Source organism: Pseudomonas benzenivorans (assembly GCF_033547155.1).
Taxonomy (GTDB): domain Bacteria; phylum Pseudomonadota; class Gammaproteobacteria; order Pseudomonadales; family Pseudomonadaceae; genus Aquipseudomonas; species Aquipseudomonas benzenivorans_B.
The window spans coordinates 2,249,023-2,263,925 of sequence record NZ_CP137892.1 but is presented as its reverse complement, the minus strand read 5'-3'; the positions used below and the strand labels follow the sequence as shown (position 1 = coordinate 2,263,925).

Sequence of the window (14,903 nt, the reverse complement as noted above, 5' to 3'; positions counted from 1 at the left end):
GGCAGGGACGCGGCTATGGACAGATATCAGGTGTTGCCGTTCGACTTGGCGGGCCAACACTTGGCAATCGCCCTCGAACAGGTGGTTCGGGTGCTGCCGGCGTTGCACGTCAGCCCCTTGCCGGGTGCACCGGCGACGATCCGGGGACTGGCGAACGTGCGCGGCCAGCTGCTGCCCGTGGTGGATCTGGCCCGGCGCTTCGGCTGGACCGCCCCCCCCCTCAGCCTCTGGCAACCCTTCGTCTGGCTGACCGGCAGCAAGCGCGAGCTGTTGCTGCCGGTCGAGCGGGTAGAGGCCGTGCGCGACTTCGCCGCGGCGGACTTCACTGCGGCGCCGGACCCGCGGGTGCCCTCCAGCCTACTGCGCGGCGTGGTGCGCAGCGACGAAGGGCTGCTGCTGATCCAGGACGTCGAGCAACTGCTCAACGATGCCGACGAAGCGTTGCTGACGGAGCTGCTCGCCGACCGGGAGGAACGCCTAGATGTCGCGGAGTGAGGCGAGCGGCTCAGCGCCTCTGCTGGCGACGCTGAGCCACAAGGTCCTGCAGCATCTGGGCATGGACTTTTCCGGCGTGCGGCGCGATGACCTGCTGCGCCGCCTGCAGTTGCTCGCCCTGGAGCAAGAGGTGAAGGACTTCGACGCCTGGCTGCAGACCTTGGCGTTCGCCGACTGGAACGCCGAACTGGTGCAGTCGCTGGTTGCCGCCTTCACCGTGGGGGAAACCTACTTTCGCCGCGACCTCGAGGCGTTCGACTGGCTCGCCGGCAATCACCTGGCGCCGCTTCTGGCCCGCCGCCGACGGGAGGGCAGGCTGACCCTGCGCCTGTGGAGCGCGGGCTGCTGCACCGGCGAGGAAGCCTACGGCCTGCTGTTCCTGATCGACGAGTTGCTTGGCCAGGAGCGCTCCCAGTGGACGCTGGAGCTGATTGCCAGCGACATCAATGACGGCTTTCTCGCCCGGGCGGAGCAGGGGCTCTACGGGCGCAATGCCTTCCGCAGCAGCGAGGAGGCGTTTCGCCGCCACTATTTCCAGGCCGAGGGGCAGTTGTGGCGGGTGCGTCCGGCCTGGCGCGGGCGCATCCGTTTCGTCCGCTACAACCTCGCCGATGGCCGCCAGCCACCGGCCCTGGCGAACGCCGACCTGATTCTCTGCCGCAACGTGCTGATGTACTTCTCCAGCGCCCGGGCGCTGGCAGCGCTACGGCGCCTGCTGGCCAGCCTGAGCGTCGACGGAGTCTTGCTGCTGAGTGCGGTCGAGGCCGGACTGGCGACCCAAGCGGGGCTTAACGGCCGCTGGGCCGGTTGCAACTATGCACTGGCCTCGGCGGCGCGGCAGCCCCCGTGGGCCGACGACCCGACGCCGCCACGGGCGCTCGTAGTGGTCGCGCCATTACCCCAGGCCAGCCCCGCCGTGCCGCTCGCCCCTCAGCCAGCGGCGCTGCGCCCGAGCCTGCCGCCAGCGGTCTGCGCCCCTTCTGCTGCGGCCGCCGACGAGAGCGCCGAGGCCACGCGAGAGCGGCACTGGCTGCAGGTCACCCAGGCCCAGGCCAGAGGCGAACAGGAGCAGCTGCGCGCGGCCTTGCAGATCTATCTGGGCTGCACCGGCCTGAGCCGGACCCAGCAGCAACGGGCCAGTCTGGCCATGGCGCGCAGCTGGGCCGATCAGCAGCGCTTCGAGCCGGCGCAAGAATGGCTGCAACGGGCGCTCGCCCTGGAGCCCGCCGCGCCGGCGGCGCATTGGCTGGCGGCGATGCTGGCCCAGCAGAACGGCGACTTGCGCTTGGCACAGACGGCGGTGCAGAAGGCGCTGTACCTGGATCCGGAGTTCATCCTCGGCTACTTCCTGAGGGCCCGCCTGCTGCGCAGCGATGGCCAGCGCCGCGCCGCCGACAAGGCCCTGCAGGTGTGCAGACGCCTGCTCCTGGCGCAGGACGCCGAGGCCCTGGTGCCCGAGGGCGACGGCCTGAGCTGCGGACAACTGCTGCGCCTGTGCGAGCAATTACTGGAGGAACCGAGCCGATGTCCGAGCCTATGACGGAAGATCCACGCTGGGCGCAGATTCGCCAGCGCCTGGAACAGTTCGAGCGGCGCCTGGCCGCCGGCTTCGCCGTTGACGTCGTGGAGCGTGACGAGCGCCTGCGCGAGCGCAGTCGCCGCTGGGCCACGGTCGAGGTGGAGGAACAGGCCGAAGACTGGCTGGAGGTGCTGTCCTTCAGCATCAGCGGCGAGCAGTACGCCATCGGCAGTGAGCACGTCGCCGAGGTGCTGCCGCTAAGCCAGTACACCCCGCTGCCGGGTACACCACCCTACGTGCTGGGTATCGTCAACGTGCGCGGTCACATCGTCTCGCTGCTGGACTTGCGGGTGCTGTTCGAGCTGCCGATCAGCGGCCTGTCCGACAAGAACTTCGTGGTGATATTGCGCAGCGCAGACATGGAGTTCGGCCTGCTGATCGATCGGGTCCTGGGGATCGCGCAGCTTCGCCGCGACGCGCTGCAGGGCGAGCTGGCCAACCTTTCCGGGGTGCGCGCCGCCTATCTGCTGGGGGTGACCGCCGAGCAGTGGACGGTACTGGACGGCGAGCGGCTGCTCGGGGCCCCCAACTTGCGGGTAAGGGACGAGGATTGATAGCAATGGAGGGTGCTATGAGCAGAGTCTTCAAACTGGGTATCGGCAGTAAGCTGATCGCCGCCTTCACCGCGCTGATCGCCGGCTTTGGCTTTCTGCTGTTCGGCAGCCTGGAGCGTTTCGCCAACCTCCAGGAGAGCGAGTCGCAGCAGTTCAAACAACACTATTCGCGCCTCGCCGATGTCAAGGATCTGCGCTTGAATATCGCGGCCCAGCGCACCGACATGCTGCAGGTGATCAACGAAGAGGATCGGGCGGACCTGCCTGGCATCGAGGACGGTATCCGCCGGCGCACCCTGGAGAACGACCGCCTGGCCAGTCGCTTGCGCGAAGCAGCGGGTGAGGATCAGGAGTTCGCTGAGGCGCTCGAGGAAATGCTGGCGGTGCGGGCGGTCCTGGCGCAGAGCCGGGCGCGACAGCTGGAGCTGATCCGCGGCGGCGACTTCGAGGCGGCACGGCAACTGAGCAAGGGGCCGCAGCTCGAGCGCATGAACCGGATTCATGAGCTCGGCCTGCAGATGTCCAGGCTCACCGACCGGCGCGTCGCCGCGGCCCAGGAGCGCTCGCGCCAGTTCCTGGAGGCGCAGCGCGAGCGGGTGTTCCGCCTGAGCCTTCTGCTGGTCGGCCTGAGCGCCGTCCTGGCCTGGCTGCTGAGCCGGCATATCGCTCAGCCCCTGGCGCGCCTGACCGCTTGGGCCGAGCGCATAGGGCGCGGCGAGATTCCCAAGGAAATAACCACCAGCACCCGTCAGGATGAGGTCGGGCGCCTGTCCCAGGCCTTCGTCGACATGAGCCAGTACCTGCGCGAGCTGGTTCAGGAGATGAACGAGGGCATCGGCGTGCTGGCCTCTTCCAGCGAGGAGATACTCGCGGCCACCAGCCAGGTGGCCACCAGCACCCAGGAGACTGCCACCGCGATCAGCGAGATCGTCACCACGGTCGAGGAGGTCAAGCAGACCGCGGTGCTGGCCGGCAGCAAGTCGCAGTCGGTGACCGAGAGCACCGAGCGCACCCGCCAGGTGGCGCTCAGCGGCCGTCAGGCCGTGGAGGAGGCGCTCAAGGGCATGGAGCAGATCCGCGAGCAGATGCAGGCGGTGGCCGAGAGCATCATGCGCCTGGGCGAGCAGAGCCAGACCATCGGCGAGATCGTCGCCTCGGTGGGCGACCTGGCCGAGCAGTCCAACCTGCTGGGGGTCAACGCCTCGATCGAGGCGATGAAGGCCGGCGAGGCGGGCAAGGGCTTCTCGGTGGTGGCCCAGGAGGTCAAGGCGCTGGCCGAGCAGTCCAAGCAGGCCACCGCCCAGGTGCGCGGCATCCTCGGCGAGATCCAGAAGGCCATGACCAAGGCGGTGCTGCTGGCCGAGCAGGGCGGCAAGACGGTGGAGACCGGCTACGAGCAGGCACAGTCGAGCGGCGAGGCGATCCGCGCCCTGAGCAGCAACATCGAGGCATCCAGCGAGATGGCCCTGCAGATCGCCGCCACCAGCCAGCAGCAGATGGTCGGCATGGATCAGATCGCCACGGCCATGGCCAACATACGCCAGGCCAGCCAGGACAACGTGGGCGGCACCCAACAGGTCGACCTGGCGGCGCGCAATCTGCACCAGCTGGGCCTCAAGCTCAAGGGCCTGGCGGCTCGCTTCAAGCTGTAACGGACGTCATCCAGGGTTTCCCCGAGGGGCGTCCGGCGCGGCGCTTCCGGGTCAAGGAGGAACGAGCATGCTGGACTACATCGTCAACCTGCGCATCGGCAGCAAGCTGATCCTGGCGTTCGCCGTACTCATCATTGCCTTTGGTACGTTGCTGTTCGGTTCCCTGCAGCGCTTCGCCGCCCTGCAGCAAGCCGAGGCCAGGCTATTCCAGAGCAGTTTCGAACGGGTGTCCAAGGTCAAGGAGCTGCGGATCAACATCACCGCCCAGCGCGCCGAGCTGCTGCAGGCCATGGCCGATGTGCAGAGTGGCAGGCTGCGCGACAGCGAGAAGGCGATCGAGGCCCTGTCGCGGATCAACGATCGTCTGTTCGACGAACTGAGCACCGACCTGGCCGAAGAGGGCGAGATCCGCCTGCTGCTCGATGAGCTGATCGGCGTGCGCAGCGCCTTCGTGCAGACCCGCGACCAGCAGTTGCTGCCGCTGATCCGCAGCAGCCAGTTGCAACAGGCCGGCGAACTGGCCCTGGGCGTGCAGTACGAGCGCATGGAGCAGATCAACGAGCTCGGGCGGCGTCTGGCCGCACTGAGCGAACAGGGCGTGGCTCAGACCCTGGCGCGGGCCCGGGAACAGCTGGAGCGTCAGCGCCTGGAACAACTGCTGATCGGCCTGCTGGTGCTGGCGTTCGGCGTCGCCCTGGCCTGGTTGCTCAGCCGGCATATCGCCCGGCCACTGGCGCACCTGACGCATATCGCCGAACGCATCAGCCGTGGCGAGATACCGGATGAACTGCACAGCGAGGAGCGGCGCGACGAGGTTGGGCGCCTGGCCCAGGCCTTCAGCCGGATGAGCCAGTACCTGCTAGCGCTGGCGGCCAAGGCCGAGTTGCTCGCCCAGGGGCAACTGGAACGCGACAGCCAGCCGGTGTCCGCGCAGGATGTGCTGGGCACCGCTTTCGCCACTGTGCGCGAGCACCTGCAACGCCTCGCCGATAGCGCCGAGAGCATTTCCCGCGGCGACCTGAGCGTGAACATCGCCCCCTCGTCGGAGCGCGACCAGCTGGGGCAGGCGTTCAAACGCATGCTCTCGAGCCTCAAGCAGGTGATCCAGGAGCTCAACGAGGGCATCAGTGTACTGGCCACTTCCAGCGAGGAAGTGCTGGCGGCCACCAGCCAGGTGGCCACCAATACCCAGGAGACGGCGACGGCGATCAGCGAGATCGTCACCACGGTGGACGAAGTCAAGCAGACCGCGGTGCTAGCCAACGGCAAGGCACAGTCGGTGGCCGACAGCACGGCGCGTACCCGCGAGGTGGCCCAGGGTGGCCGGCAATCGGTGGACGAGGCGCTCAAGGGTATGGAGCAGATCCGCGAGCAGATGCAGGCGGTGGCCGAGAGCATCATGCGCCTGGGCGAGCAGAGCCAGACCATAGGCGAGATCGTCGCCTCGGTCAGCGACCTGGCCGAGCAGTCCAATCTGCTGGGGGTCAACGCCTCGATCGAGGCGATGCGCGCGGGGGAGACCGGCAAGGGCTTCTCGGTGGTGGCGCAGGAGGTCAAGGCCCTGGCGGACCAGTCCAAGCAGGCCACCGCCCAGGTGCGCGGCATTCTCGGCGAGATTCAGAAGGCCATGACCAAGGCGGTGCTGCTGGCCGAACAGGGCAGCAAGGCGGTGGAGTCGGGCTACGAGCGGGCGCAGAGCAGCGGCGAGGCGATCCGTGCGCTGGACAGCAGCATCGTCGAGTCCAGCGAGATGGCCCTGCAGATCGCCGCCACCAGCCAGCAGCAGATGGTCGGCATGGATCAGGTGGCCAACGCCATGGCCAGTATTCGCGAGGCCAGCCAGAGCAACGTCAGCGGCACCCGGCAGATGGACCAAGCCACCCGCAACCTGCACGAGCTGGGTGTGAGACTGCAGGGTCTGGCCGCCCAGTTCAAGCTGTGATGGGCCACCCCGTATAACGCCAGGGACAAGGAGAAAGGACAATGCTGGGATATATCGCCAACCTGCGTATCGGCAGCAAGCTGATACTGGTTTTCACCCTGCTCACCGTCGCGTTCGGCGCGTTGCTGTTCAGTTCGCTGCAACGCTTCGCCACCCTGCAGCAGAGCGAAGCCGAGCTGTTCCAGGGCAGCCTCGAACGGGTAGCCCAGGTCAAGGAGTTGCGTATCAACATCATCACCCAGCGCGCCGAGTTGTTGCAGGCGATGGCCGATGCCGATGCCGGGGGCGACGGCCTGCGCCGCAGCGAGGGGCAGATCGAGGCCTTGTCTCTGGCCAACGACCGCCTGTTCGGGGAGCTGCTCGAGGGGCTGGGCGAAGACGGCGAGCCCCGCCGGCTGCTGGACCAGCTGATCGGTGTGCGCAACGCCTTCGTCGAGACCCGCGACCGGCAGTTGCTTCCGCTGATCCGTGCCGGTCAACTGGAACAGGCCGAGGCCCTGGCACTGGGCATTCAGCTCGAACGCATGGAGCAGATCAACGAACTGGGGCTGCGCCTGGCCGAGCTCACCGAGAACAACGTGCGCCAGGCGCTGGCCCAATCGCGCGAGGCGGTGGAGCGCCAGCGCCTGGAGCAGCTGACGGTCGGGGCGCTGGCGTTGCTCTTCGGCATCGTTATGGCCTGGCAACTGAGCCGGCACATCGCCCAGCCCCTGGCGCACCTGACCCTCATGGCCGAGCGCATCAGCCGCGGCGAAATCCCCCGGGAGCTGCGCAACGAGACGCGGCGCGACGAGGTGGGGCGCCTGGCCCAGGCGTTCGGCCAGATGAGCCAGTACCTGCTGGCCCTGGCGGCCAAGGCCGAATACCTGGCCCAGGGGCATTTGAGCCAGGACAGCCAGCCGGTCTCCGAGCAGGATGTGCTGGGCACCGCCTTCGCCACCATGCTGGCTAACCTGCGCAACCTGGTCGGCGAACTCAACGAGGGCATCAGCGTGTTGGCCACTTCCAGCGAGGAGGTGCTGGCGGCCACCAGCCAGGTGGCCACTAACACCCAGGAGACGGCGACGGCGATCAGCGAGATCGTCACCACGGTGGACGAGGTCAAGCAGACCGCGGTGCTGGCCAGCGGCAAGGCACAGTCGGTGGCCGACAGCACGGCGCGCACCCGCGAGGTGGCCCAGGGTGGCCGCCAGGCGGTGGAGGAAGCGCTCAAGGGGATGGAGCAGATCCGCGAGCAGATGCAGGCGGTGGCCGAGAGCATCATGCGCCTGGGCGAGCAGAGTCAGACCATCGGCGAGATCGTCGCCTCGGTCAGCGACCTGGCCGAGCAGTCCAATCTGCTGGGGGTCAACGCCTCGATCGAGGCGATGCGCGCGGGGGAGACCGGCAAGGGCTTCTCGGTGGTGGCGCAGGAGGTCAAGGCCCTGGCGGACCAGTCCAAGCAGGCCACCGCCCAGGTGCGCGGCATCCTCGGCGAGATCCAGAAGGCCATGACCAAGGCGGTGCTGCTGGCCGAGCAGGGCAGCAAGGCGGTGGAGTCGGGCTACGAGCGGGCGCAGAGCAGCGGCGAGGCGATCCGTGCGCTGGACAGCAGCATCGCCGAGTCCAGCGAGATGGCCTTGCAGATCGCCGCCACCAGCCAGCAGCAGATGGTCGGCATGGATCAGGTGGCCAACGCCATGGCCAGTATTCGCGAGGCCAGCCAGAGCAACGTCAGCGGCACCCGGCAGATGGACCAGGCCACCCGCAACCTGCACGAGCTGGGTGTGAAACTGCAGGGCCTCGCGGCCCAATTCAAGTTGTGAGCCGACCATGACCCTGGACCGAAATGCGCTGCAACAACGTCTGCTGGAAAGCTTCCGGATCGAGGCCGGCGAGCGTTTGGGCGTGCTCGCCGACACCCTGGCCAACTGGCGCGAAGGGGGGGCCAGCGCCGAGGCCATCGAGTCGTTGTTTCGCGAGGTGCACAGCCTCAAGGGCGCCGCCCGGGCGGTCAGCCTGACTACGGTCGAGCGCCTCTGCCATGCCTGGGAGAGCCTGCTCGGCGCGGTGCGCGCCGGCCGCCTGGAGCTGACCCCAGAGCGTGTCGAGCTGTGCCGGCACGCTCTGCGGGCGGTGCAGCAGCAGCAGGCGGGAAAGGCGCTGGAGACCGATGCCGGCGAACAGCTGTGCGCCAAACTGGAAGGCGCGGCACGCGGCGAAACCGTGGCGTTGCCGGCCGCCCCCGTCGCCGCCCCGGCTGCGCCAGTCGAGCCAGGCATGGTCCGGGTTTCCGCCAGGCGCCTGGATACCCTGCTGTTCCACAGCGAGAGCCTGCTGCAGCACAAGCTCGAGGCCCAGGCCTATGCGCGCCGGCTGCGCGAGCACGCCGTCGCCTTCGACCCGCAGCGCGGCAACCGCCTGCTCGCTACCGGCAACCTTAAGCTGCTGCATGCCAGCCTCGAGCAGCTTCCCCTGGCCAGCCGCGATGCCCTGAAAGGCCTGCTCGACTACCTCAACTGGAGCCAGGCGCAGCTCGATCGGCTGCATTTCGAAGCGATCCAGCTGGAGAAGGCCGGGCGGCACCTGGCCCAGGGCCTGTCGCAGCTCTCCGATGCCCATGTCGGCGAGCTGCAGGCAGTCCTGCTGCTGGCCGGCAGCAACCTGATCGAAGGCCTGCCGGCCATGGTCCAGGACCTGGCCAGCCAGGCCGGCAAGCGGGTCGAGTTGCAGGTGCGCGGTACCGACCTGCAGGTCGACAAGCGCATTCTCGACGAGTTGCGCAACGTCCTCACCCACCTGCTGCGCAACGCCCTGGACCATGGCCTGGAGTCTGCGCAACAACGGGAGGCCGCCGGCAAGCCGCCCGTGGGGCTGCTGCAGATCGACCTGCTGCAGGAGTCGGCCGACCGTTTCGAGTTGCGCGTGCAGGACGACGGCGCGGGGATCGACGTCGAAGCGCTGAAGGCCAAGGCGCTGGCCGCCGGGCTGCTCAGCGAGGAGCAGGCCGCGACGCTGAGCGAGGCGGAGAGCCGGCGACTGATCTTCCACTCCGGACTGTCGACCAGCGCGTTGATTACCGATCTGTCTGGGCGCGGCCTGGGCATGGCCATCGTCCAGGAGGTGGTCGAGCGTCTCGGCGGGCGCATCGAGCTGGAGTCCGCACCGGGGCGGGGCACCTGTTTCCACCTGCATCTGCCGCTCAGCCTGTCGACCTTTCGTGCGGTGATCGTGCGCATCGCCGAGCGCACCTTCGCCGTGCCGGCGCTGGCGGTCGAACGCTGCCTGCGGCTGCCGGCCGACGCGCTGAAGACCCTGGAGAATCGCCCCTCGCTGGTGCGCGACGGCCGCGTGCTGCCGGTCTGGGCCCTGGCCGACGTACTGGGCCTGAGCGGTCCGGCGAACCGGGAGGGCGAGCTGACCTTGCTGCTGCTGAAGGTGCGCGGCGAACCCTTCGTGCTGCTGGTCGATGAGCTGCTGGGCGATCAGGAAATCACCGTCAAGAGCCTCGGCCGCCAGTTGCTGCGGGTGCGCAACCTGCTCGGCGCGACCCTGCTGGGTGACGGCCAGCTGGTGCCCATCCTGCACCCCGGCGACCTCTATCGCAGCGCCCTGGCCGTGGGCGCCGGCAGCCTGGAGCGCAAGGCCGAGCAGGCGCCCGGCAGCAGTCTGCAACGGTTGCTGATCGCCGAGGACTCCTTCACCTCCCGTGGCCTGCTCAAGGCCATCCTGGAAGGCGCGGGCTACCAGGTCGCCACCGCCAACGATGGCCTGGAAGCCTGGAACGCCTTGAAGCAGGGCGCCTTCGATCTGCTGGTGTCGGACGTGGAAATGCCGCGCATGGATGGTTTCACCCTGACCAGCCGGATCCGTGCCGACCGCGAACTGACCGACCTGCCGGTGGTGCTGGTCACCGCCCTGCACTCGGCCGAGGACCGCGCCCGCGGCCTGGAAGTCGGGGCCAACGCCTATCTGGTGAAAAGCGGCTTCGAGCAGGACAGCCTGCTGGACGCCATTCGCCGTCTGATTTGATGGAGAACGGTCATGCGCGTACTGATAGTCGACGACTCACCGGTGTTACGCATGCTGCTGCGTTCGGTGCTCGAGAGTGAAGGGTTCGAGGTGCGCGAGGCGGAGAACGGCGAGCAGGCCTTGCGTCTATTGGCGGGTTACCAACCCGACATTGTCACCATGGACGTGCACATGCCGGGCATGGACGGTTACGAAACCACGGCACGCATTCTCGAAAAGTATGCGCTGCCGGTGGTGGTGGTGACCGCCAGTGCCGACCCCCATGCCGCTGCCACCGCGATGCACACCTTGGAGGCGGGCGCCCTGGCCGTGCTGGAAAAACCTCTGGGGCCAGGAGCCGCAAATTTCGAGGCCTGCATTGACGCCCTGCTGAGGACACTGCGGCGCATGGCGCAGGTCAAGATCGTGCGCCGCCCGCGAGTCATCAAGCCAAGCCCAGCGACGCCCAAGGCGGCCTCGCTGGGCGCTGGAAGCCAGAAAGTGGTGGCCATCGCCGCGTCGGCCGGAGGCCCGGCGGCGCTCAAGACGCTGCTCTCGGGGCTGGCGACGCAGCAGCCCTGGCCACTGTTGCTGGCCCAGCATATAGCCCTCGGCTTTCTGGGCAGCTTTCGCGACTGGCTGGCGAGCGTCTGCAGCCTGAGGGTGAGCATCGCCGAGCACGGCCAGGCGCTGCAGCCCGGGGTGCTCTACCTGCCTCCGGACGGCAGTCATCTGGGCATCGACGAAAACTTGCGGGCTCACCTGCAGGGCAGCAATGGCGAGCTGTACTGCCCGTCGGCCGACCATCTGTTTCGCAGCGTGGCCCAGCACCTGGGCAATCTCGCCATCGGCATCCAGTTGTCGGGCATGGGCCGCGATGGCGCCGAGGGACTCGCCGTGCTGCGCAGCCAAGGGGCCCTGACCATCGTTCAGGAGCCGACCAGCGCGGTGATCGATGCCATGCCCAAGGCGGCGATCCAGTTGCAGGCGGCGCGCCAGGTGCTAGCGCCTGAGGCGATCGCGGCGCTGCTCAATTCCATGGCGCTGCGCGACCGCTCGCACAGTACCGGGCAGGGAGGAACCTGATTATGTTCACCGACGCGAAAATCCTGATAGTTGAGGACAGCCCTACCCAGGCGACCGAATTGCAGTTTCTCCTGGAGTCAGCCGGTTGCCAGGTACGTGTCGCCCGCAACGGCGTGGAGGCGCTGGCCTTCATCGCCGAGCAGCTGCCGACCATTATCATCAGCGACATCGTCATGCCGCAGATGGATGGCTACGAGCTGTGTCGCCAGCTCAAGGGCGACCCGCACACCGCGAGCATCCCGGTGATCCTGGTCACCAGCTTGGCCGACGCGCGGGACGTGGTGCACGGCCTGGCCAGCGGCGCCGACAACTTCATCGTCAAGCCCTATGACGAGAAGTACCTGATGTCACGCATCCGCTACTTCCTGGTCAATCTCGAGCTGCGCAGCAACGAGCGGGTGCAGATGGGGGTCGAGGTTATGCTGGAGGGCGAGCGTCACTTCATCACCGCTGGGCGCCAGCAGATCCTCGACCTGCTGATCTCCACCTACGAGCAGGGCGTACGCCTCAATCACGAACTGCTGGCCAAGCACGATCAGTTGACGCGCAGCAATTCGCTGCTGAACTGCCTGTTCCACTTCACCAGCGGGCTGAGCGATGCCAACAGCGAGCGGCATGTGATCCAGACGGCCCTGGGGCGCATCCTTGAGTTCCCCAACGCGGCGGGCGCCTGGCTGCTACTGGCCGACACCGAGGAGCCAAGCGGCGCGTTGCGCGTGGCCGGGGCCCGTGGGCGCGACAACCAGTACGACAGTGATAAGCTGGCCGCCTGTTCGGAGAACTGCCCGTGCCGCCATGCCTGGCTGCACGATCAACTGAGTGTGCCGAGCAATATCGCGGGCTGCCCGGCGCTGGAGCGGTGCGGTGAGGGCCACCACGCGAGCATCCCCCTGGTGCTCGGCGGCGAAACCATCGGCATGCTCAACGTAGTGCGCCGCCAGGCGCAGAGCTGGCCTGAGGACGAGCTCAACGCGCTGGCCTCGATCGGCCGGCAGCTGGCCATGGTGCTGGGCCGGGTCCGCCTGTTCGAGAGCCTGGAGCAGCTGGTCGAGCAGCGTACCCGGGCGCTGGCACAGAGCGAAGCGCTGCTGCGCAAGATTCTCGACAACCTGCCGGTGGGAGTCGCCGTAGCCGACAGCCAGGGTCGGCTGATTCTCAGCAACCCTGAGAACGGGCTGATCTGGGCCGGCCCACAGCCGGCCGAGCTGGAGGACTTCGCCCGTTACCATGGTGCCTGGTCGGAGCGTGGCGAGCCGTTGAAGGCGGAGGATTGGCCGCTGGCCAGGGCCGTGCACGATGGCCAGGTGATGCGTAACGAGGTCATCGACATCCAGGCCTTCGACGACAGCCACAAGACCACCCTCAACTCGGCGGTACCCTACCTCGATGAGCAGGGCGTGGTGCAGGGCGCCATCGCGGTGATCCAGGACATCAGCGAACAACGCCAGCGCGACCTGGAGTTCCGCATCCGCACCCGGGCAGTCGAAGCCAGCGTCAACGCCATCGTCATCACCGACAATCAGCGCGAAAACCAGCCGATCGCCTACGTCAACCCGGCCTTCGAGCGCATCACCGGCTACCGTAGCGAGGAGGTGCTGGGACGCAACTGCCGTTTCCTGCAGGGCGAGGACAGGGACCAAGCGGAGCTCGACAATATCCGCCGGGCGCTAAGCGCCGAGGAGGAGGGCAGGGCCATTCTGCGTAATTACCGCAAGGACGGCTCGGCCTTCTGGAACGAGCTGCGCTTGTCCCCGGTGGTGAACGATCGCGGCAAGGTCAGCCACTTCGTCGGCATCCTGCACGACATCACCGAGGCCAAGGGCTACCAGGAAGAGCTGGAGCATCAGGCCAACCACGACAGCCTGACCGGACTGCCCAACCGCAACCTGCTCAACGACCGCATACTCCAGGCCATTGCGTTCGCCAGCCGCAACCAGGGCGGGTTCACCCTGGCATTCATGGACCTCGACAACTTCAAGGTGGTCAACGACAGCCTCGGCCACAATGCCGGCGACCAGTTGCTGGTTCAGGTGGCCGCACGCCTGGAGGCTTGCGCCCGGGAAGTCGACACCGTGGCCCGGCTGGGTGGCGATGAGTTCGTCATCCTGCTGGCCGATGGGGGGCAGCTGACCCGGCGCATCGGCGTCCTCGAGCGCTTCAAGCAGATCGTCGCCGAGCCCCTGAGCCTCGACGGCCAGGAAGTCGTGGTCAGTTGCAGCATTGGCTTCTGCTGCTTCCCCGAGGACGGCAGGGATATCGGTACCCTGATGCGCAACGCCGATACCGCCATGTACCAGGCCAAGCATCAGGGGCGTAACCGCATCTGTGCCTTCACCCCGCAGATGAACGAGCAGATGCAGCGGCGCCTGTTGCTCGAACGGGATATGCGCCATGCCCTGCAGCACGATGAATTCCAGGTGGTCTACCAGCCGCAACTGGACCTGCGCAACGGCCGCCTGTGCGGTTTCGAGGCGCTGGTACGCTGGAGTCACGAGGGCAAGACGGTGATGCCCGGCGAGTTCATTCCGCTGGCCGAGGAGACCGGCTTGATCGTCAGCATCGACTTCCACGTCTTCGACGCCGTTTGCCAGCAGTTGCAGACCTGGAAGTACCTGTTGCTGAACGGCTGCATCGCCGTGAACTTCTCCGCCATCAGCTTCATGGCGCCGGAGTTCGTCGAACGCATCCAGACGACGCTGCAGCGGCACGGGGTTGCGCCGTCCCTGGTCAAGCTGGAGGTGACCGAGTCCATGCTGATGACCGATGCCGACGAAGTGCTGGAGCGGATGCGCACCTTGAGCGCCTTGGGCATCGGCTTCTCGATCGACGATTTCGGTACCGGCTATTCGTCCCTGGGATACCTCAAGCGCTTCCCCTTCAGCCAGCTGAAGATCGATCGCAGCTTCGTCACCGACGTGCATATGGACCCGGACAGTGCCTCGCTGGTGCGTTCGATGATCTCCATTGGCCACAACCTCGGCATCAAGGTGATTGCCGAGGGCGTGGAAAGTGCAGAACAGCTCGGGTTCCTGCGCACCGCCGGCTGCGACGAACTCCAGGGCTACTATTATTCGCCGCCGCTGCCGCCCCAGGCCTGCCTGCAGTTTCTCGGCGAGGAGGGCGAACTGAAACTGCCGCCGCTGATGGACGGCGAGCCGGTATGTCATCTGCTGCTGATCGACGATGAAGCCGGGGTACTCAGGGCGCTGCAGCGCGAACTGCGCCAGGAGAACTACCATATTCGGGTCGCCAGCAGCGGCGCCGAGGCGCTGAACATGTTGGCGGCCCATAGAGCCGACGTGGTACTGACCGACCTGCGCCTGACCGATACGAACGGGGTGGACCTCCTGCGCAAGATCAGGCACATCTATCCGGAAATCATCCGCATGGTGCTCAGCGGCTCTACCGACGTGCGCGACATCCTCAAGGCCGTCAACGAAGGGGTGATCTTCCGCTTCATCACCAAGCCCTGGGACGCCGATGACCTGCGGGGCCAGCTGCGCGATGCCTTCGCCCAACGCCTGCTGGTGCAGGACAACCAACGTCTACGGGAGCAGCTGATGGCGTTCAAGCCTTGAGCGAGGAGCGCTCCGCCCGCCGGCCCT

Annotated in this window: 9 protein-coding genes; all 9 read left to right on the top strand. The window is 67.2% G+C overall.

Annotated elements, in window-relative coordinates:
- Positions 1-15 precede the first annotated feature (15 nt).
- The 9 genes from SBP02_RS10265 to SBP02_RS10225 all read left to right on the top strand — a co-directional run bounded on the left by SBP02_RS10265 (position 16) and on the right by SBP02_RS10225 (position 14,876).
- Positions 16-495: a chemotaxis protein CheW gene (locus tag SBP02_RS10265; protein WP_318639628.1), complete on the top strand. Its 480-nt coding sequence runs from the start codon at positions 16-18 to the stop codon at positions 493-495.
- Positions 482-2,035: a CheR family methyltransferase gene (locus tag SBP02_RS10260; protein ID WP_318639627.1), complete on the top strand. Its 1,554-nt coding sequence runs from the start codon at positions 482-484 to the stop codon at positions 2,033-2,035. Before SBP02_RS10265 ends, SBP02_RS10260 begins: the two co-directional genes overlap by 14 nt.
- Complete coding sequence (locus tag SBP02_RS10255) at positions 2,020-2,628, top strand: chemotaxis protein CheW (protein WP_318639626.1); 609 nt, start codon at positions 2,020-2,022, stop codon at positions 2,626-2,628. The genes SBP02_RS10260 and SBP02_RS10255 overlap by 16 nt, the downstream gene beginning before the upstream one ends.
- A gap of 17 nt (positions 2,629-2,645) precedes the next feature.
- Positions 2,646-4,280 carry a methyl-accepting chemotaxis protein gene (locus SBP02_RS10250; RefSeq protein WP_318639625.1) on the top strand — a complete coding sequence of 545 codons (1,635 nt, stop codon included), beginning with the start codon at positions 2,646-2,648 and terminating at the stop codon, positions 4,278-4,280.
- 67 nt (positions 4,281-4,347) lie between these two features.
- A complete protein-coding gene (locus SBP02_RS10245; RefSeq protein WP_318639624.1) occupies positions 4,348-6,222 on the top strand; it encodes a HAMP domain-containing methyl-accepting chemotaxis protein in 1,875 nt (624 codons plus the stop codon).
- Between the two features lie 41 nt (positions 6,223-6,263).
- Positions 6,264-8,027: a methyl-accepting chemotaxis protein gene (locus SBP02_RS10240; protein ID WP_318639623.1), complete on the top strand. Its 1,764-nt coding sequence runs from the start codon at positions 6,264-6,266 to the stop codon at positions 8,025-8,027.
- A 7-nt stretch (positions 8,028-8,034) separates the two neighbouring features.
- Positions 8,035-10,233 carry a hybrid sensor histidine kinase/response regulator gene (locus tag SBP02_RS10235; protein WP_318639622.1) on the top strand — a complete coding sequence of 733 codons (2,199 nt, stop codon included), beginning with the start codon at positions 8,035-8,037 and terminating at the stop codon, positions 10,231-10,233.
- 12 nt (positions 10,234-10,245) lie between these two features.
- Positions 10,246-11,298 carry a chemotaxis protein CheB gene (locus SBP02_RS10230; RefSeq protein WP_318639621.1) on the top strand — a complete coding sequence of 351 codons (1,053 nt, stop codon included), beginning with the start codon at positions 10,246-10,248 and terminating at the stop codon, positions 11,296-11,298.
- 2 nt (positions 11,299-11,300) lie between these two features.
- Entirely contained in the window at positions 11,301-14,876 is a 3,576-nt protein-coding gene (locus SBP02_RS10225) for an EAL domain-containing protein (RefSeq protein ID WP_318646282.1), read from the top strand.
- Positions 14,877-14,903: the final 27 nt, after the last annotated feature.

Excerpts from the sequence above, each read along its gene's own strand:
- SBP02_RS10265 (WP_318639628.1), top strand. The coding sequence starts at position 16 with ATGGACAGATATCAGGTGTTGCCGTTCGACTTGGCGGGCCAACACTTG.
- SBP02_RS10260 (WP_318639627.1), top strand. The coding sequence starts at position 482 with ATGTCGCGGAGTGAGGCGAGCGGCTCAGCGCCTCTGCTGGCGACGCTG.
- SBP02_RS10255 (WP_318639626.1), top strand. The coding sequence starts at position 2,020 with ATGTCCGAGCCTATGACGGAAGATCCACGCTGGGCGCAGATTCGCCAG.
- SBP02_RS10250 (WP_318639625.1), top strand. The coding sequence starts at position 2,646 with ATGAGCAGAGTCTTCAAACTGGGTATCGGCAGTAAGCTGATCGCCGCC.
- SBP02_RS10245 (WP_318639624.1), top strand. The coding sequence starts at position 4,348 with ATGCTGGACTACATCGTCAACCTGCGCATCGGCAGCAAGCTGATCCTG.
- SBP02_RS10240 (WP_318639623.1), top strand. The coding sequence starts at position 6,264 with ATGCTGGGATATATCGCCAACCTGCGTATCGGCAGCAAGCTGATACTG.
- SBP02_RS10235 (WP_318639622.1), top strand. The coding sequence starts at position 8,035 with ATGACCCTGGACCGAAATGCGCTGCAACAACGTCTGCTGGAAAGCTTC.
- SBP02_RS10230 (WP_318639621.1), top strand. The coding sequence starts at position 10,246 with ATGCGCGTACTGATAGTCGACGACTCACCGGTGTTACGCATGCTGCTG.
- SBP02_RS10225 (WP_318646282.1), top strand. The coding sequence starts at position 11,301 with ATGTTCACCGACGCGAAAATCCTGATAGTTGAGGACAGCCCTACCCAG.